A 16,817-nucleotide genomic window follows, 5' to 3' on the forward strand; every position below is an offset into this window, starting at 1 on the left:
GCCATGACGCGCGACAGCCGCTCCGAATACGAATGGCGCATGCACAAGGTGCTGACGCACATCGACGACCACCTGGACGAGGCGCTCGAGCTCGCGGCGCTGGCCGACGTGGCGCACTTCTCGGCGTACCACTTCCATCGCCTCTTCGCGGCCTGGGCCGGCGAGACGCTGGGCGACTACATCCGCCGCCGCCGCGTGGAAGTGGGCGCGCTGCGGCTCGCGACGCAGCCGCGCCTGTCGGTGCTCCAGGCGGCGGTGTCGGTGGGGTTCGGCTCGGGCGAGGCGTTCTCGCGGGCGTTCCGCGCGCACTTCGGCAGCGCGCCCACCGCATGGCGCGCGTCGCACGACTGGGTGCTGCCCTGCGACGACCCGGCGCGCGATAGCAATCCTGGTCAGATCGCCTTGCACGGCTTCACGAAGAATGGCTCCACGCCGCGCAATCCCGCGCATCAGGAGCCACCCATGAACGTTGAACTGATCACCCGTGCACCCGTCACCATTGCGTACCTGCGCTACACCGGCCCGTTCGGCGCGCCGGTGGGCGAGTTCTGGGCCACGAAGGCCGCGCCCTGGATCTGCGCACACCAGCTGTGGTCGCATGCGCGCTACGGCATCAGCCACGACGACCCGAGCATCACCGCGCCCGAGCACTCGCGCTACGACGCCTGCGTGGAAGTACCCGAAGACTTCGTGCCCGATGGCGGCTTCCAGAAGACGGTGCTGCCGGGCGGACGCTATGCCTCGCTGAAGTTCCAGGGCCTGCCCGCGGAGATCAACGATGCATGGACGCGCCTCATGCGCGACTGGCTGCCCGCCAGCGGCTTCCAGTTCGACAGCCGGCCCGCGTTCGAGTACTACGGGCCCGGCATGGCCTTCGACGAGAAGACCGGCGCCTTCGAATGCGACATCTGCATTCCGATCGCGCCGCTCTGAGCGACGCCCTGCCTCAGGCTTTCGCGGGCCGCGCGCCCTCCTGCGCATAGGCCTGGATCAGCGCCGGGAACGCAGCGAAGTCGGGCAGCTTGCCGAAGCTGTGCACCGCGGGCGTCGTGGCCCAGGGCAGCTTCTCGTCGGTCCAGGTTTCCATGAAGGGCACGAACCATTCGTGGCGATCGAGCATCGTGGGCCGGATGTTCACGAACTCGTCCATGCCCTCGGTGCGCGTGAACATCCAGCTCTTGCAATGCGGGCAGCAGTAGTGGTGCGAATCGCCGTGCAGGCCGCCGATGACGGGCTCGCCCGCGACCACTTCGAAGCCCGGCGCCGGGATGGCGAGCGACAGCGAAAAGGCGCTCGCACTCATGCGCTGGCAGCCGGTGCAATGGCAAGCCATCGACAGCAGCGGCGGCGCCGTGATGCGCAGGCGCACCTGGCCGCAGCGGCAGCCTCCGTCCCAGGGGAGTTGCCAGTCGTCGGTGCCTTGGCCGGCCGTGTGTGCAGGGGTGGTCATGGGATTACTTCCTGATGCTTGATGGGACCGGTGGCATCGCCTTTTTCGCCGGTGATTTCGCCGATGATTTCACCGGTGGTTTTCGGCGCGCCTTGAAAGGCCCGGTGACTTTCCCGAGCCACGGGTCGCAGACGGCGCGCAGTTCCGGATCGACGTCGAACTGCGGGTCCCGCGCGTCGAACAGGATCTTCTTGCGGGCCTGTGCCCGCACCAGCGCGAACGCGTTCTTCTCGGAGCGGCTGTTGTCGAACATGAGGGTCATGTTCGCAATTTGCGTGGCGTGCCCGACCGCAGCCTGCGTGCGCGGAAATCGCGCCACGAGCTTCTTGCGGTCCACGTCGTGGCCGCCCTGCTGCTTGCGCGTGCTCACGCGAAAGACGGACATGTCCACCGACACCAGCCCGACGAAAAGCAGCACGACGAAGTAGCCCGCCTGCTGCATCGCGCGGATGTCGTCGGCTTTGGACGCATGGCCGCCGCCCGGCAGCGGCTGCCAGTGCGAGAAGACCGTCTCGAACGCGAAGGGCATGCGCTGGTCCATCACCAGGCTCTTGAAGGCGCGCACGCCTTCCTGCGACAGCACCTGCCATTTCTCGTCGTCGTCGCGCAGCTGCTGGGCCCAGGCGGGGATGTGGCCGGTCCTGGCGTCCGCGTCGGGCAGGATGGACATCATCATCCGGTCGGCGTTGATGAGCGGCATGCGCAGCGACCCGGCCAGGCGCGAGTACCAGAGCGTGGATTTGCCGGCGCCGTTGTGGCCGGCCAGGACAAAGGCCACCGGGCGCGGGCCCCGCGTCTGGTCCAGGAGCTTTTCCAGCGTCGGAGGACGTCGGCTCACGCCTTGCTCGCGCGAAACTTTCCCTCGACCAGGCTGCCGATGACCTTGGTGCCGTCGGCCGCTTCGCGAACGACCCGGGTCGGGTCCTGCGGGTCGGCGTAGTAGGCGAATATCCGCGCCGCGTTGGGGCCGTGGAAAACGACCGACCGGTCGATGCCGGGCTTGTTGAGCGCGCGGGCCGCCTTCTTCAGCAGCACCGTCGTGTTGTCCTCGGGGCGCACGGCAGGGCGGGCGGTCCTGCCGGTCTTGATCAAGGTCATGCCGCGTCCCAGCGTGGCAACCGGCCGGCCCTGGACCAGTTGCGCGGCGGTGCTTTCGCGTGCGACGGTTTTTTCTCTTGCCATCGCTGGATGATCGCTCAAAACACCCGATGCCCACCAGCCGCCGGGCCAAAGGCCGCAACGGCATACCGGTGTCCGAAAATGGCGAGCCATGCCCGCGGCGGGGCGAGACACTGCGGACATGACCACCCATGTTTCCCGCATCGATGCGCTCGACTGGCCCCGCATCGAGACCGATCTCGCCACCCGCGGCTGCGCCACCACCGGCCAGCTCTTCACCCCGGACGAATGCGCCGAGCTTGCGGCGATGTACGACCAGAGCGGCCATTTCCGCAGCCGCGTGGTCATGCAGCGCCACGGCTTCGGGCAGGGCGAGTACCAGTACTTCGCGAACCCGCTGCCGCCGGTCGTCGCCGCGTGGCGCAGCGCACTCTATGAGCGCCTCGCGCCGCTGGCCAATGCCTGGGCCAGCGCGATGGGCCAGCCGGCCGATTACCCGCCCGGCCACGCCGACTACCTCGCGCGCTGCCACGCGGCGGGCCAGCTGCGCCCCACCCCGCTGCTGCTGCGCTACGACGAGGGCGACTACAACTGCCTGCACCAGGACCTGTACGGCGACCTGCAGTTTCCGTTGCAGCTCACGGTGCTCCTGAGCCGGCCGGGCGCGGACTTCACCGGCGGCGAGTTCGTGCTGACCGAGCAGCGGCCGCGCATGCAATCGCGCGCCGAAGTGATGTCGCTCGCGCAGGGCGAGGCCGTGATCTTCGCGGTCAACCAGCGGCCCGTGGCGGGCACGCGCGGCACCTACCGCGTGACCATGCGCCACGGCGTGAGCCGCTTGCGCTCGGGGCGGCGGCACACGGTGGGCCTCATCTTCCACGACGCGCGCTGACAACTCCGGGCGCCCGAACGACCGTGCACTGATTCACGAAGACGCCGAAGTCGCGCAAAATCCCTGTCGCGCCAGGCGCGCCCGCCAGAATTTCCGACACCCAACGATCGGAACGGCAGGCCACCCTGGTGCCGATCCGCGGCCGACCCGCAGCGGATGCGTTCGAGATGGTCGACAGGGAGCTGTATGAACATGAACTCGTCCGGGTTTCCGGATGTGGCGGGAAAGCCGTCGTTTGAATCCACTGGCGTGCGCATGCCGCCGGCGGCCGGCCCCGAGGCCCCACCCCGGCGCTCGCGCCATTTCAGGGTCGACGTAGGCACCATCGTCAGTGCCGTCGCGCTGGCCCAGTCGCTGTTGCTGGTCTCGCTCGGCTACTGGGGCTCGCAGCGGCTGGTGTCGAACATCGGCACCTCCGCGCACAGGGCCAACCACGACCGGATCGAGGACAAGGTGCTCGCCTTCCTGGCGAAGGCCGAGTCGGTGGTCGGTGCCATCGGCAGCGCGCCGAGCCTGAGCCCCGCGGGCGAGTACGCCGACCGCACCGCCGAACTGCTCTGGACCTTGCTGCAGCAATCGCCCGAGCTGGACAGCGTGTACGTGGCCAACGAAAGCGGCCAGATGCTGATGGCGCTGCGCTACCCGGTGCCCGCGATCCGGCACATCGCGCTCGGCGCGGCGTTCACCACCGAGACCTGGCAGTACAAGCGGCCCCTCGGGGCGGAACTGGATGCGCAGCAGCGCTTTGCCACGCAACGCATCGAGTCATTTCGCAGCAGCTACGACCCGACCCGGCGCGGCTGGTTCCAGCAGGCCAGCAAGATGCAGGGGCCGATATGGACGCAGCCCTACGTGTTCGCCGCGGCCCAGGAACTGGGCGTGACCTACGCGCTGCCGAGCGAGCGCCGCTACACCGAGGGCAGCCCGAAGGCGCTGGTGGTGGCGGGCGACGTGTCGCTCGGGCGCCTGTCGGAGTTCGTGCGGCTCTTCAGCAGCAACGGCTATGGCAACAGCGCGCTCCTGAGCGCCGACAACAAGGTGCTGGCGCGCAGCGACCAGCCGGGCGTGCTGCACAAGCTGGAGCCACCCACGGGCGTGCTGGGCGCGCTGCACGCGCACATGGTGGCCGACGGCACCGCGGGCGGCGGCAACGACTCGACCTTCTCGTTCGACTTCGACGGAAGGCGCTACCTGGTGCAGACCTCGCTCATCCCGGCCACCGGCTGGGAGCTGGTGAGCTGGGTGCCCGAAGACATGGTGCTGGGCGACCTGCGCCGCGCGGTGCTCTGGGGGCTCTTGCTGGCGCTGGTGTTCCTGGCGCTGGCGCTGTTCATGTCGCTCAAGCTCTCCAAGCTGGTGACTTCGCCGGTGGAGAACCTCTCGCGCATCGCGCGCCGCATCGGCCTCCTGGAGCTGGACAACCTGCCGCGCGAACCCAGCCGCGTGCTGGAGATCCAGCACCTGGACCAGGCGCTGGACGACTCGGCACGCAGCCTCAAGGCATTCAGCAAATTCGTGCCGGTGGACGTGATCAACCAGCTCGTGGCCGAAGGGCATTCGCTCGCGCCCAATGGCGCGTCGCGCCGCGTGACGGTGATGTTCACCGACGTGGAGGGCTTCACCTCGATCTCGGAGTCCCTCCCCATCGACGTGCTGGTCGGCATGCTGACCGAATACTTCAACCTTGCCACGGGTGTGTTCGCGCGCTACGGCGGCGTGGTCGACAAGTTCATCGGCGACGGCATCATGGTGCTGTGGGGCGCGCCCGCGGACATGAAGGACGCGGAGTACCGCGCCTGCCTGGCCGCGCTGCAGCTGCACGCGCAGATGAACGAACTCAACCGGAAGTGGCACGCCAAGGGGCTGCCCGAATTCCGCACCCGCATCGGCATCCACACCGGCGTGGTGATCGCGGGCGTGCTGGGCTCGAACGACCGGCTCTCGTACACGGCATTCGGCGACGTCATCAACGTGGCCAGCCGCATCGAGGGCATCAACAAGCAGCTGGGGACGCAGACGCTGGTGTCCGAAGACACCTTCGCGGGCCTGAAGGGGCGGCTGCGCACGCGACGCATCGAGGAGCTGGTGGAGTTGCGCGGCCGGCAGACGCGCATGGTGCTCCACGAGCTGATGACGCCTTGAGCGTCGTTCAGCGTGTTCAGCGCGGTGAGGGTGGTGAGGGCGTGACGCGCACCAGCACCAGGTTGGCAGCCGTGCCGCCGCCCTGCGTGAGCACCGGGTACTGCGTGTCGTTGATGAACAGCAGCTGCTCGCCGCGCACGATGCGCGCCGACACCGCGTAGCGCATGCGCGGATCGATGCGCGCGGCATCGACCTGCAACTCGTAGGCGAAGGGCGGTTGCCTGCCGTTGGCCTTGATGCGCTGCTCGGCAAGCGTGACCGAAGGCGCGTCCATGCGCGACACATCGAGCAGCTGCACCACGACCTCGGCCGCGGGGTCGAGCGCGATGCGTTCGCGGTAGGCGACCGTGCCGCTCACGCGCAGCGATGCGCTGGGTTTCGATGCCGGTGTGGAAGAGGCGCAGGCGCTCAGCACAGAAGCGCCGGCCGCGGCGGAAAGCATCAGGAGGCTGGTACGTCTTTTCATCGGGCCATTATGCGGAGGCACGCTGCGCGGCAAAAGCCACATACCAATCCAGGCTTGCGGGGTTTGCCATCGCCTCGCGATTCACCACTTTCTCGATCGGCTGGCCCAGCAGCAGCTTCTTGATCGGCAGCTCCTGCTTCTTGCCCGAGAGCGTGCGCGGGATCTCGGCCACCTGGAAGATGTCGTTGGGCACGAAGCGCGGCGACAGCGACGTCTTGATCGCGTTGTTGAGGCGGGCGCGCATCGCCTCGTCCAGCGCCACGCCCGGGCGCAGCACCACGAAGAGCGGCATGTAGCTGTCGCGGCCCAGGTACTCGAGATCGACCACCATCGAATCGAGCACCTCGGGCAGCCCTTCGACCGCGCTGTAGATCTCGCTCGTGCCCATGCGCAAACCCTGGCGGTTGATGGTGGCGTCGCTGCGGCCGTAGATGATGCAGCCGCCGTCCTCGCCGATTTTTATCCAGTCGCCGTGGCGCCACACACCGGGGTACGTGTCGAAGTAGCTCGACACGTAGCGCGCGTTGCCCTCGTCGCCCCAGAAGTAGAGCGGCATCGACGGAATGGCTTTCGTGCAGACCAGTTCGCCGACTTCGCCGATGACCGGCTGGCCCTGCTCGTTCCACGCCTCGACCGCATGGCCGAGCTCGCGGCACTGCATCTGGCCCGGCACCTCGGGCAGTTCGCGGTTGCCGCCGACGAAGGCGCCGCAAAAATCGGTGCCGCCGGAGATGTTGCACCACCAGACATCCCTGGAGCCCGCATCGAGGATCTGCTGTGAGCCCCAGCGCTGCACCTCGTCGGGCAGCGGAGAGCCGGTGCTGCCGAGCGCGCGCACACGCGAGAGATCGCCGCATTCCTTGGCGACGACGCCGGCCTTCATGCAGTTGGTGAAGTAGGCCGCGCCCGCGCCGAAGAAGGTGACCTTGTGCCGCGCGACGAAGCGCCACAGCACGCCCCAGTCGGGCTTTTCCTTGCTGCCCGCCGGGTTGCCGTCGTAGATGCAGATGGTCGCGCCGAAGGCCATACCCGAGAGCTGCGAGTTCCACATCACCCAGCCGGTGGAGCTGTACCAGTGGTAGCGCTCGCCGAAATTGTTGGCGCCGTAGCTCGCGCCCACGTCGTTGTGCAGGCCGCAGGCGTGCATGGTCAAGAGGATGCCGCCCTGCCCATGCACGATGGGCTTGGGCAAGCCCGTGGTGCCACTCGAATAGACGATCCAGATCGGATGGTCGAAGGGCAGCCACTCGGGTTCGAAAGCGGCGACCTCGGCGTCGTTGCGCGCGGTGGCTTCGGCCCAGTCGACGTCGTGCGCGACGGGGCTTCGGGCAAAGGGCGTCTTCACGAGCAGCAGCTTCTTCACGCTCGGCAACTGGCCGCGCAGTTCCTGCAGCACGGCGCTGCGGTCGAGCGGCTTGCCGCCGTAGTGCACGCCGTCGACGGCGATCAGCACCTTCGGTTCGATCTGGCGGAAACGGTCGGCCACTGCAGCGGTGCCCATGTCGGGCGCACACACGCTCCAGATCGCGCCGATGCTGGCGCACGCGAGAAACGCGACCATGGTCTCGGGCACGTTGGGCATGCAGGCCGCGACGCGGTCGCCGCGTTGCACGCCGAGCGACTTGAGCGTGAGCGCGACCGCGGCGACCTGGCGGCGCATCTCGGGCCACGACAGCTCGCGCACTTCGCCCAGTTCGTTGTCGCTCACGATGGCGGGCATGCCGGCCGCATGGGCCGCATCGGCATGACGCAGCACCTCGCGCGCGTAGTTGACCTGTGCGCCGGGGAACCAGCGCGCGCCGGGCATGCGCGCCTGGGCGAGCACCGCGGTGTGCGGCGTGGGCGACTGCAGGTCCGCGTAGTCCCAGATGCTCTGCCAGAAGGCATCCAGGTCGGTGACCGACCAGCGCCACAGCGCGTCGTAGGTGTCGAACGAGAGGCCGCGCTGCTCGCGCAGCCAGTTCTGGTAAAGACGAATCTGGGGGATGTTGGGAACGTTGGGAACAGGCATGGCCCGAGCGTAGCGCTGCGAACGGGCGTGCTCAATCGGGGTTGACCTCAGGGTTTGTACGTGTGTTCAACATTTTTGTACAGGCGTTCAATACGCCCCCATGAGCACCCGCACCCCGACCGCCCGGCGCAGCCCTCCCCGGGCCGCGGCCATCACCGCCGAAGCCGGCCGCCCCGACCGCCGCCAGGCCATCCTGCTGGCCGCCGAGAAGCTGTTCGCGCAGCACGGCTACCACGCGGTGACCATCCGGCAGATCGCCGAGGAAGCCGGCGTGCCGCTCGCGCTGGTGGGCTACTACTTCGGGCCGAAGCACGAACTCTTCCATGCCATCTTCGAGCACTGGAGCCACACCATCGAGGAGCGGCTCACGCTTCTCGCGGAGGTGGACAACGACCCCGACGACGCGCACACGCTGCCGCGCATCATCGAAGCCTTCACCGCGCCCGTGCTCGCCCTTCGCGCGAGCGCCGAGGGCGAGTACTACGCGCTGCTGGTGGCGCGCGAGCTCTACCACGCGACCGAGGAAGCCGACCGCGTGCTGCGCGGCTACTTCGACCCGCTGGCCGCCGCGTACATCGACGCGCTGCACGTCGCGCTGCCGCACGCCACGCGCGGCCAGGTCGCATGGGGCTACCAGTTCGCGCTCGGCGCGCTGCTGCACCACCTGAACGACAGCCGCATCGAACGGCTCTCGCACGGCGAGAACAAGCGCGCCGACCCTGCGGTGGCGCCCGTGCTCGTGAGCTTCATCGTCGGCGGCCTGCGCGCCGCGCTGCCCAGGCCCAAGATCCCGCGCACACAGAAAACCCCCACCCGGAGACACAAGACATGATGAAACGACGCACCCTGCTGTCGGCGCTCGCGGCCGCATCGGCTGCGGCCGCGCTGCCTTCGCGCGCGCAGCAGTCCCATCCGAAGATCGTGTTCGGCTACACGGCCGTGACCGACTTCGCCTCCGTCTTCGTGGCGGCCGAAGAGGGCTACTTCAAGAAACGCGGGCTGGACGTGGAGCTCAAGTTCATTCCGCTCAACTCCACGATCCCGGCGGCGCTGCAGTCCGATTCGCTGCAGATCGGCGGGCCCACGCCCTCTGTCTTCCTGCAGGCGGTGGACGGCGGGCTCGACCTGGTGCTGGTGGCCGGCGGCGGGCTCACCTCCAAGACGATCACCGGCTTCGGCCTGGTGGCGCGCGCGGGCTCGGGCATCAAGAGCGCGCAGGACTGCGTGGGCAAGAAGATCGGCGTGCCGGGGCTCGGTGCGTTCCTGCACGTGACCTTCCGTGCATGGCTGAAAGACACCGGCGTGGACTGGCGCAAGGTCAACTTCGTCGAGGCCTCGTTCCCCCAGCACGCCGACCTGCTGCGCGGCGGCTCGGTGGATGCGGTGGTGTCGGCCGATCCGTTCATGAGCCGCATCACCGAGAGCGGCGCGGGCTACGTGGCGTCGTACTACTCGACCTTCCTGCCCGAGAACAACCAGACGATCGTGCACGCGGCCAAGCGCGAATGGGTGGCGAAGAACCCCGCGACGGCGCGCGCCTTCCGCGAGGCGCTGGTCGAATCGGGCGGCTTCATGCAGCAGGCGAAGAACGACGAGAAGGTGCGCGCGGCCATCGGCAAGTTCATCAAGCTGCCGCCCGAGGTGCTGGCCAAGGTGCAGGTCTCGCCGCCCGGCCCGGTCGTCACGGACACGCAGCTGGGCTACTGGACCCGGCTCATGAAGGAGCAGGACATGCTCAAGACGAACATCGACGTTGCGAAGCTGATCGCCAGATGATTTCCTCGCCCGCCCCCGTCACCGCGCGCGCGGCGCTCTCAGTGAGCGCCGCGCGTTCGCCGACGAGTCCCGCGATGCATGCCACGCCCTTCCTGCGCTTCGACGGCGTCACCATTCGCCTGGGTGGCCGCGAGATTCTTTCGCCCACTTCGTTCGATGTGGCGCGCGGCGAGTTCGTCTGCATCGTCGGCCCGAGCGGCTGCGGCAAGACCACGCTGCTGCGCGCGGCCAGCGGCCTCGTCACCGCGAGCGCAGGCGAGGTTCGCCGCAACGGCGTGAAGATGGCCGAGCCCTCGCGCGAGGTGGCTTTCGTGTTCCAGGACTACGGCCGCGCGCTGCTGCCGTGGCGCACGGTGGAAGGCAACGTGAGCCTCGCGCTCGAAGCGGCTGGCGTGCCTTCGGCCGAGCGCGCGCCGCGCATTGCCGATGTGCTTGGCAAGGTCGGCCTCGCCAAGCATGCGCAGAAATTCCCGGTGCAGCTTTCGGGCGGCATGCAGCAGCGCGCGCAGATCGCGCGTTGCCTCGCGCAAAAGCCCGAGCTGATGATGATGGACGAGCCCTTCGGCGCGCTCGATGCGCTCACGCGCCAGGGCCTGCAGGACGAGCTCGCGCGGCTGGTGCGCGACGACGGGCTCACGGTGCTGTTCGTCACGCACGACCTCGAAGAAGCCATCTACCTCGGCGACCGCGTGATCGCGCTGCAGGCCAATCCCGGCCCCGGCCGGCCGAGCCTCGCGCGGATGATCGACGTGAAGATCCCGCGCCCGCGCGACCAGCTCACGACCAAGGAGCATCCGGAATACCTGCAGTTGCGGCGTGAGCTGTTCGCTTTCATCGAGCAGGGCCATGACTGAACGCCGCCTCTTTCGCTGGCTGCGGCCGTGGGTGTTTCCCGCGGTGCTCGTCGGCGCCTTCGAGTGGTACGCGCGCCGCGCGGCGGCGTTGGGCAGCGATGGGCTCGCACCGCCGAGCGCGGCCGCCAAGGCCTTCGTCGGCGCGGCGCTCGACGGCTCGCTCTGGCAGGCCACCGGGTTCACGCTCGGCACCGCGGCGCTCGGCTTGCTGATCGGGGCGGTGCTGGGCATCGCGCTGGGCCTGGTCCTCGGTCTTTCGCGCCGCGCGGCGCAACTGGGCTCGGTCTCCATCGAGATGCTGCGGCCCGTGCCCTCGGTCGCGCTGATTCCGCTCGCGATGCTGGCCTTCGGCTTCGGCGTGCGCATGGAACTGGCCATCGTTGCCTTCGCCACCTTCTGGCCTTTGCTGGTGCTGGTGCAATCGGCGGTGCAGCAGATCGAGCCGCGCCTGCTCGAAGTGAGCCGCGTGCTCGGCCTCTCGGCGCGCGAGCGCGCGTTCAAGATCGTGCTGCCGGCGATCGTGCCGCGCCTGTTCGTCGCGCTGCGGCTGGGCGTGGCGGTGGCACTGGTGGTGGCCGTGACGGTGGAGATCGCCGCCAACCCCAATGGCATGGGCTACGCGATGATGATCGCGCAGCAGAGCCTGGACCCTGCGCTGATGCTCGCGTGGCTGGCCTGGATCGGCGTGGTGGGCTTCGCGGTCAATGCGGGCATGGTGCTGCTGCAGCGCGCGGTCGCGCGGCACATGGGGGTCGCGCCATGACCGGCAACGACCGTGCGCCCTCGGGCCTGAACTGGCTCGGCTCGTTCGCCGTGCTGTGCGCGCTCGTCGCGCTCTGGTGGGTCGCGAGCAACGCGGGTTGGGTGAGCCGCGTGTTCCTGCCGACGCCGCAGGCCACCTTCGCGAGCCTGCTGGAAGGGCTCAATCTCTCCGGCGATTCAGGCCATGGCGAGTTGCTCGCCTTCACGCGGGCCACGATCGGCCGCATGGTCGAAGGCTGGCTGCTGGCGTCGCTGTTCGGCGTGGTGCTGGGCGCGGCCATCGGGGTGTCGCCCGCGGTGCGCGCGTGGATTCAACCCACGCTCGAATTCATCCGCCCGCTGCCCGCATCGGCATTGCTGCCGCTCGCCATTTCGATCTTCGGGCTGAACCCCGGCATGGTGCTCTTCGTGGTCGCCTTCGGCGCGATGTGGCCGGTGCTGCTGGCCACGGTGCACGGCTTCGCGGCCGTGGAGCCGCGCCTGGCGGAAGTGGCGCGCTGCCTGCAGATGTCGCGCGCGGCGTACATCTGGAAGATGGGGCTGCCCAACGCCATGCCCGACATCCTGGCCGGCATGCGCCTGGCGCTGACCATTGCGCTCATCGTCGCGGTGGTGGGCGAAATGATCGCCTCGCAGAGCGGCCTGGGCCAGGCCATTCTTCTGGCCGCGCGCGCCTTTCGCGCCAGCGATCTCTTCGCCGGCATCGTGCTGCTCGGGCTCATCGGTTTCGCGAGCAATGCGCTGCTGGCCTTTGCCGAGAAGCGCCTGCTGCGCTGGCAGCAACCCTGACCGATCGATTCCTTCAAGCCAACACCAACACCCCGCAAGGAGCCCCGCCATGCCACGCAAATTCGTCGACCTCTCGATCTTCCTGGAGAACGATGTGCTCTCCGATCCGCCCGCCTTCGCGCCGAAGATCCAGTACTTCACGCACGAGCAGACCTACGAGCAGATCGAGCCCTTCTTTCCCGGCCTGAAGAAGGAGGACCTCCCCGACGGCGAGGGCTGGGCCGTGGAGCTGGTGCAGCTGTCCACGCACAACGGCACGCACCTGGATGCGCCCTATCACTTCCACTCGACCATGGACAAGGCGCTCGGCGAGAAGAAGCCCGCCATCGCGATCCACGACGTGCCGCTCGAGTGGTGCTTCCAGCCGGGCGTGAAGCTGGACTTTCGCCACTTCGCCGACGGCTACGTGGTCACGGCCGCCGACGTCGCGGCCGAGCTGAAGCGCATCGGCCACACGCTGAGCCCGCTGGAGATCGTGGTGGTCAACACGCGCGCCGGTTCGCGCTACGGCAACAACGACTACGTCTCGGCCGGCGCGGGCATGGGCTACGAAGCCACGATGTACCTGCTGGAGCGCGGCGTGCGCCTCACGGGCACCGACGCCTGGAGCTGGGACGCGCCCTTCGTGCACACCGCGAAGAAATACGGCCAGACGCAGGACGCCTCGCTGATCTGGGAAGGTCACAAGGCCGGCCGCGACATCGGCTACTGCCACATCGAGAAGCTGCACAACCTGGAGGTGCTGCCGCCGACGGGCTTTTTCATCAGCTGCTTCCCGCACAAGATCCGGGGCGCCTCGGCGGGCTGGACGCGTGCGGTGGCGATCTTCGACGACGCGCTGATGGCGTCGGTCTGAACGAAGGAAGGCCACCGCCATGATCGAACTCAACCACACGCACGACGTCGACGCCCGCAGCTGGGTCGAAAGCGCGAACGCCGCGGGCACCGACTTTCCGATACAGAACCTGCCGTATGCGGAGTTCCGCCGCATCGGAAGTCCCGAGCCGTTTCGCGGTGGCATCGCCATCGGCGACCAGGTGCTCGACCTCGCGGCGCTGGCTGCCGGCCAGCATGCCGACGGGCTCGCGCTCGATGCGGCGCGGGTGGCGGCACTGCCCGCGTTGAATGATTTCTTCGCGATGGGTCCCACCGCCTGGCGGGCGCTGCGCCATCTGCTCTTCTCGCTGCTGCGAAGCGACGCGCCGGCCCCGACCGTGGACGACGTGCGCAAGTGCCTCGTGCCGCAGTCCGAGGTCGAATACACCGTGCCTGCGCGCATCGGCGACTACACCGACTTCTACACATCGATCGACCATGCGCTGAACATCACACGCCTGTTCAACCCCGAAGGCGACGTGACGCCGAACTTCCGCTGGATCCCGACGGCCTACCACGGGCGCGTCTCGACCATCGGCGTGAGCGGGCAGCGCTTTCACCGGCCGATGGGGCAGACGCTGGCGCCTGGTGCGAAGACGCCCACGTACCACGCGTGCGCGCGGCTGGACTACGAACTCGAACTGGGCGTGTGGATCGGCGAAGGCAACGCGGCCGGCGAGCCGATTCCGCTGGAGCGCGCCGAGGAACACATCTTCGGCATCTGCCTGCTCAACGACTGGTCGGCGCGCGACATCCAGTTCTGGGAGATGGCGCCGCTCGGGCCGTTCCTCGCGAAGAACTTCGCGACCACCATCTCGCCGTGGATCGTGACGATGGAGGCGCTCGCGCCCTACCGCCAAGCCTGGACACGGGCGGCCGGCGAGCCGCAACCGCTCGACTACCTGGAGAGCAAGGCGAACCGCGACAGTGGCGCGATCGACATCAGTCTGGAGGTGTGGCTCGAAAGCGAGAAGGCGCGCGATGACAAGAGCGGCCCCTCGCGCCTGTCGCGCACCAGCTTCAGGCACCAGTACTGGAGCGTGGCGCAGATGGTGGCGCACCACACCATGGGCGGCTGCCAGCTGAATGCGGGCGACCTGTTCGGCAGCGGCACGATCTCGGGCCCCGGGCCGGGCGAGGCCGGCGCGATCATCGAGTTGACGCGTGCGGGGCAGAGCCCCGTGGCGCTGGCCAATGGCGAGCAGCGCGGATTCCTGGAAGACGGCGACGCCGTGCTGCTGCGCGGCTGGTGCGAGAAGCCGGGGCATGCGCGCATCGGGTTCGGCGAGAGCCGCGGAACGGTGCTGCCGGCGAAGGGCTGAATACGCGTCCGGCGCATTCCAAAAAAGAAAAGGCCACCGGTGAGGTGGCCTTTTGCATGAAATGTGGAGCGGGAAAAGAGTCTCGAACTCTCGACCTCAACCTTGGCAAGGTTGCGCTCTACCAACTGAGCTATTCCCGCATTTCGAGGGTCGAATTATAGAGGGCTCGGAGCCCGATTTTCCCGAGCCCGAGAAAAAAGTGGGGTCAAGCGTCCAACAGCATGGCGCGGTGCAGCGATACGCCGGCCATCACACCCTCGGCAGAGGCCAGCGTGGCGTTGTGCATCTGCATGGCCGCATCGCCTGCGGCGAAGACGCCGGGCACGGTGGTCATCTTCATCGCATCGATGCGGATCACCGGGCCGGCGTGGCCCTCATCGAACGCGCACCCCAGTTGCTCCGCGAGGGGGCTGCCGGGACGCGTGCGCGGGACCATGAACAGCGCCTCCAGCGGCACGATGCGGCCGTCCTCGAGGCGAACGCCGGACAGGTCCTTCGCCGGCCCCTCCAGCGCCGCGATGCGGCCCGGCTCGATCGTCACGCCGCGCGCCTTCAGCTTGCCCCGCACCTCGTCGTCCACCGTGTTGTTCCCGTTCAGGAAGAGCGTGGTCGGGCCCCATTCGGCGATCAGCATCGCATGCTCCGGCGGGTGCGGAGCTTCGACCAGGACGCCGAGCCTGCGGCCGCTGAATTCATAGCCGTGGCAATAGGGACAGTGCAGCACGCTCGTGCCCCAGCGCTCGCGCACGCCGGCGATGCCGTCCGGAAAACCGTCCTGCACGCCGAACGCCAGCAGGAGCTTGCCGGCCGAGAGTTGCCGGTCGCCATCGAGCGATGCGACGAACCCGTTCGCACCATCGGCCTGCGCGCTCGCGACGCGGCCTTCGATGAAGGTGACGTTCGGATAGGCCAGGAGCTTGGCGCGCGCGTCGGCGATCATCTTCAGCGGCGGCACGCCGTCCTGGCCGAAGAAACCGTGCGCCGCGGCGGCGAAGCGGTTGCGCGGTGCGCCCGCATCGACCACGCACACGTTCTTGCGAGCGCGCGCGAGCTGCATGGCAGCGGAGAGGCCGGCAAAGCTGCCGCCCACGACAAGAGCGTCATAGCGCATGTTCAATGTCCTTCCTGGTGAAGCCGCCGCCTGTCATGCGGCGATGAAAATCATTCGACAGATCGGCCAGCGTGATGCTGTTGAAACGCTTGAGCAGCAGCGCCTCGGCTGCATCGAAGGCGTCGTCGAGCGCCGCATTCACGGCCTGCTCGACGATGCAGCCGGGACTCTCGGTGCGGTTGCCCATGGCCAGCAGCGCGGGCGCGCCGACGGCGTTGTGGATGTCGCCCAGCGTCACGCGCGACAGCGAGCACGACAGCACCCAGCCGCCGCCATGCCCCTTGGCCGAACTCACGAAGCCGGCCTGCCTGAGGCCCGCCATGAGCCGGCGCACCACGACCGGGTTGGTGTGCATCGCGGCCGCGAGCGACTCGGAGGTGATGGGCCCCTCCATCTCGGCCATGTGCAGCAGCACGTGGAGAACGCCGGAAAGCTTGCTGTCTCGTTTCATGCAACATTATTAGTTGCATGAAATCATCGATGCCGGCAGAAGGTCTCTTTGACCCTGCCAGCTGAAAGGGTTGTGCCATGCAACGCCTCTCGAACCAAAGGCGCGCCGCAACGCACGACCTCTCATTTCCGACGACGGACACGTCCCACAAGCGAGAGCGAACGCCCCGCACACGGCGACAGGGTGCGAGGTGGTCACGGTAGCGACCGAACTGGCCTCAAGCCGGTTCTCGTCAGTCAGTGACCATTCAAACGAAAGGAACAGTCACCCATGAAGCAACAACAAAACAACTCCATCTTCGTCGGCGCCTTGCTCGCAGGCCTTCTTGCCGTGAGCGGCTTCGCCCAGGCACAAGGCGTGGGGGTCGGCGTGGGCGTGAATGCCGATGTCAATACATCGGGCACGGTCAAGGCCGCACCGGCGCAAGGCAGCGCAGGCGCAAGCACAGGCGCCGCAGCGGGTGCAGGCGCGTCCGCCAAGTCCGCCAATGGCGGTGCCGGCAACGCAGCAGGTGGACTGGGCAACACGGTCGGTGGCGTGGTCGGCGGCACGACAGGTGCCGTGGGCAACGCGACCAGCACGGTCGGCGGTGCCACGGGCGCCGTCGGCGGCGCGACCGGGGCGGCAGGCGGCCTCACGAACACCGTGGGCGGCACGTTGAACGGCGCGACCGGTGCCGTGGGCTCGGCGGGCGGCGCGGTGAAGCCGTCGGGTGCCGGCGTGGGCGCGAAGGCCAGCGGCAAGGCCAAGGGCTCGGGCGCGGTCGATCTGAACAAGTAAACGCGCCGCTCGCTCC

18 protein-coding genes and 1 tRNA gene are annotated in these 16,817 nt (G+C 68.3%); 11 read left to right on the top strand and 8 right to left on the bottom strand.

The window, feature by feature from the left end:
* The first annotated feature begins 3 nt into the window (after positions 1–3).
* A complete protein-coding gene (locus tag BM133_RS15805) occupies positions 4–933 on the top strand; it encodes an AraC family transcriptional regulator (protein ID WP_093437023.1) in 930 nt (309 codons plus the stop codon).
* A 13-nt stretch (positions 934–946) separates the two neighbouring features.
* Here BM133_RS15805 and BM133_RS15810 read toward each other — a convergent pair whose 3' ends face one another.
* From BM133_RS15810 to BM133_RS15820, 3 genes are read right to left on the bottom strand one after another with little or no spacing between them, the layout of a single operon-like run.
* Positions 947–1,450 carry a GFA family protein gene (locus tag BM133_RS15810; protein WP_093435452.1) on the bottom strand — a complete coding sequence of 168 codons (504 nt, stop codon included), beginning with the start codon at positions 1,448–1,450 and terminating at the stop codon, positions 947–949.
* 4 nt (positions 1,451–1,454) lie between these two features.
* Positions 1,455–2,288 carry a zeta toxin family protein gene (locus BM133_RS15815; protein ID WP_256219225.1) on the bottom strand — a complete coding sequence of 278 codons (834 nt, stop codon included), beginning with the start codon at positions 2,286–2,288 and terminating at the stop codon, positions 1,455–1,457.
* The gene (locus BM133_RS15820) at positions 2,285–2,632 is read right to left on the bottom strand and encodes a hypothetical protein (RefSeq protein ID WP_256219226.1); all 348 of its coding nucleotides are present in this window, start codon (positions 2,630–2,632) and stop codon (positions 2,285–2,287) included. Before BM133_RS15820 ends, BM133_RS15815 begins: the two co-directional genes overlap by 4 nt.
* Positions 2,633–2,720: 88 nt before the next feature.
* Here BM133_RS15820 and BM133_RS15825 point away from each other — a divergent pair, with 88 nt between their 5' ends.
* The gene (locus tag BM133_RS15825) at positions 2,721–3,461 is read left to right on the top strand and encodes a 2OG-Fe(II) oxygenase (RefSeq protein WP_093435453.1); all 741 of its coding nucleotides are present in this window, start codon (positions 2,721–2,723) and stop codon (positions 3,459–3,461) included.
* Positions 3,462–3,647: 186 nt separating this feature from the next.
* Positions 3,648–5,603 (top strand): adenylate/guanylate cyclase domain-containing protein, encoded by a 1,956-nt coding sequence (locus BM133_RS15830; protein WP_093435455.1) that lies wholly within the window; start codon positions 3,648–3,650, stop codon positions 5,601–5,603.
* A gap of 16 nt (positions 5,604–5,619) precedes the next feature.
* On the opposite strand, the gene BM133_RS15835 is transcribed toward BM133_RS15830, so the two are convergent.
* Complete coding sequence (locus BM133_RS15835) at positions 5,620–6,069, bottom strand: YbaY family lipoprotein (RefSeq protein ID WP_256219227.1); 450 nt, start codon at positions 6,067–6,069, stop codon at positions 5,620–5,622.
* Positions 6,070–6,076: 7 nt separating this feature from the next.
* Entirely contained in the window at positions 6,077–8,080 is a 2,004-nt protein-coding gene (locus BM133_RS15840) for an acetoacetate--CoA ligase (RefSeq protein ID WP_093435458.1), read from the bottom strand.
* Between the two features lie 100 nt (positions 8,081–8,180).
* Here BM133_RS15840 and BM133_RS15845 point away from each other — a divergent pair, with 100 nt between their 5' ends.
* Genes BM133_RS15845 through fahA form a run of 7 tightly spaced genes read left to right on the top strand, consistent with a single transcriptional unit; the run spans position 8,181 to position 14,459 of the window.
* Entirely contained in the window at positions 8,181–8,912 is a 732-nt protein-coding gene (locus BM133_RS15845; protein ID WP_093435459.1) for a TetR/AcrR family transcriptional regulator, read from the top strand.
* Complete coding sequence (locus BM133_RS15850) at positions 8,909–9,856, top strand: ABC transporter substrate-binding protein (RefSeq protein ID WP_093435461.1); 948 nt, start codon at positions 8,909–8,911, stop codon at positions 9,854–9,856. Before BM133_RS15845 ends, BM133_RS15850 begins: the two co-directional genes overlap by 4 nt.
* A complete protein-coding gene (locus BM133_RS15855) occupies positions 9,853–10,710 on the top strand; it encodes an ABC transporter ATP-binding protein (RefSeq protein WP_093435462.1) in 858 nt (285 codons plus the stop codon). Before BM133_RS15850 ends, BM133_RS15855 begins: the two co-directional genes overlap by 4 nt.
* Positions 10,703–11,473, top strand: coding sequence for an ABC transporter permease (locus tag BM133_RS15860; RefSeq protein ID WP_093435464.1), 771 nt, complete (start codon positions 10,703–10,705; stop codon positions 11,471–11,473). Before BM133_RS15855 ends, BM133_RS15860 begins: the two co-directional genes overlap by 8 nt.
* The gene (locus BM133_RS15865) at positions 11,470–12,261 is read left to right on the top strand and encodes an ABC transporter permease (RefSeq protein WP_093435465.1); all 792 of its coding nucleotides are present in this window, start codon (positions 11,470–11,472) and stop codon (positions 12,259–12,261) included. Before BM133_RS15860 ends, BM133_RS15865 begins: the two co-directional genes overlap by 4 nt.
* Before the next feature lie 49 nt (positions 12,262–12,310).
* Entirely contained in the window at positions 12,311–13,117 is an 807-nt protein-coding gene (locus BM133_RS15870) for a cyclase family protein (RefSeq protein WP_093435467.1), read from the top strand.
* A 19-nt stretch (positions 13,118–13,136) separates the two neighbouring features.
* Positions 13,137–14,459 carry a fumarylacetoacetase gene (gene fahA, locus BM133_RS15875; protein ID WP_093435468.1) on the top strand — a complete coding sequence of 441 codons (1,323 nt, stop codon included), beginning with the start codon at positions 13,137–13,139 and terminating at the stop codon, positions 14,457–14,459.
* A 64-nt stretch (positions 14,460–14,523) separates the two neighbouring features.
* Here fahA and BM133_RS15880 read toward each other — a convergent pair.
* From BM133_RS15880 to BM133_RS15890, 3 genes are all read right to left on the bottom strand, one after another.
* Positions 14,524–14,599 (bottom strand) — tRNA-Gly (locus BM133_RS15880).
* A 65-nt stretch (positions 14,600–14,664) separates the two neighbouring features.
* The gene (locus BM133_RS15885; RefSeq protein ID WP_093435470.1) at positions 14,665–15,570 is read right to left on the bottom strand and encodes an NAD(P)/FAD-dependent oxidoreductase; all 906 of its coding nucleotides are present in this window, start codon (positions 15,568–15,570) and stop codon (positions 14,665–14,667) included.
* Positions 15,560–16,021 carry an Rrf2 family transcriptional regulator gene (locus BM133_RS15890; protein WP_093435471.1) on the bottom strand — a complete coding sequence of 154 codons (462 nt, stop codon included), beginning with the start codon at positions 16,019–16,021 and terminating at the stop codon, positions 15,560–15,562. The genes BM133_RS15885 and BM133_RS15890 overlap by 11 nt, the downstream gene beginning before the upstream one ends.
* Positions 16,022–16,291: 270 nt before the next feature.
* Here BM133_RS15890 and BM133_RS15895 point away from each other — a divergent pair, with 270 nt between their 5' ends.
* Positions 16,292–16,801 (top strand): adhesin, encoded by a 510-nt coding sequence (locus tag BM133_RS15895; RefSeq protein ID WP_093435473.1) that lies wholly within the window; start codon positions 16,292–16,294, stop codon positions 16,799–16,801.
* Positions 16,802–16,817 lie beyond the last annotated feature (16 nt).

It is taken from the genome of Variovorax sp. 770b2 (assembly GCF_900115685.1).
Taxonomy (GTDB): domain Bacteria; phylum Pseudomonadota; class Gammaproteobacteria; order Burkholderiales; family Burkholderiaceae_C; genus Variovorax.

Bases quoted from the DNA above. Each gene is read 5' to 3' on its own strand.
- BM133_RS15890 (WP_093435471.1), bottom strand. From the start codon at position 16,021: ATGAAACGAGACAGCAAGCTTTCCGGCGTTCTCCACGTGCTGCTGCAC.
- BM133_RS15840 (WP_093435458.1), bottom strand. From the start codon at position 8,080: ATGCCTGTTCCCAACGTTCCCAACATCCCCCAGATTCGTCTTTACCAG.
- fahA (WP_093435468.1), top strand. From the start codon at position 13,137: ATGATCGAACTCAACCACACGCACGACGTCGACGCCCGCAGCTGGGTC.
- BM133_RS15835 (WP_256219227.1), bottom strand. From the start codon at position 6,069: ATGAAAAGACGTACCAGCCTCCTGATGCTTTCCGCCGCGGCCGGCGCT.
- BM133_RS15895 (WP_093435473.1), top strand. From the start codon at position 16,292: ATGAAGCAACAACAAAACAACTCCATCTTCGTCGGCGCCTTGCTCGCA.
- BM133_RS15825 (WP_093435453.1), top strand. From the start codon at position 2,721: ATGCCCGCGGCGGGGCGAGACACTGCGGACATGACCACCCATGTTTCC.
- BM133_RS15870 (WP_093435467.1), top strand. From the start codon at position 12,311: ATGCCACGCAAATTCGTCGACCTCTCGATCTTCCTGGAGAACGATGTG.
- BM133_RS15820 (WP_256219226.1), bottom strand. From the start codon at position 2,632: ATGGCAAGAGAAAAAACCGTCGCACGCGAAAGCACCGCCGCGCAACTG.
- BM133_RS15810 (WP_093435452.1), bottom strand. From the start codon at position 1,450: ATGACCACCCCTGCACACACGGCCGGCCAAGGCACCGACGACTGGCAA.
- BM133_RS15865 (WP_093435465.1), top strand. From the start codon at position 11,470: ATGACCGGCAACGACCGTGCGCCCTCGGGCCTGAACTGGCTCGGCTCG.
- BM133_RS15805 (WP_093437023.1), top strand. From the start codon at position 4: ATGACGCGCGACAGCCGCTCCGAATACGAATGGCGCATGCACAAGGTG.
- BM133_RS15830 (WP_093435455.1), top strand. From the start codon at position 3,648: ATGAACATGAACTCGTCCGGGTTTCCGGATGTGGCGGGAAAGCCGTCG.
- BM133_RS15855 (WP_093435462.1), top strand. From the start codon at position 9,853: ATGATTTCCTCGCCCGCCCCCGTCACCGCGCGCGCGGCGCTCTCAGTG.
- BM133_RS15860 (WP_093435464.1), top strand. From the start codon at position 10,703: ATGACTGAACGCCGCCTCTTTCGCTGGCTGCGGCCGTGGGTGTTTCCC.
- BM133_RS15845 (WP_093435459.1), top strand. From the start codon at position 8,181: ATGAGCACCCGCACCCCGACCGCCCGGCGCAGCCCTCCCCGGGCCGCG.
- BM133_RS15885 (WP_093435470.1), bottom strand. From the start codon at position 15,570: ATGCGCTATGACGCTCTTGTCGTGGGCGGCAGCTTTGCCGGCCTCTCC.
- BM133_RS15850 (WP_093435461.1), top strand. From the start codon at position 8,909: ATGATGAAACGACGCACCCTGCTGTCGGCGCTCGCGGCCGCATCGGCT.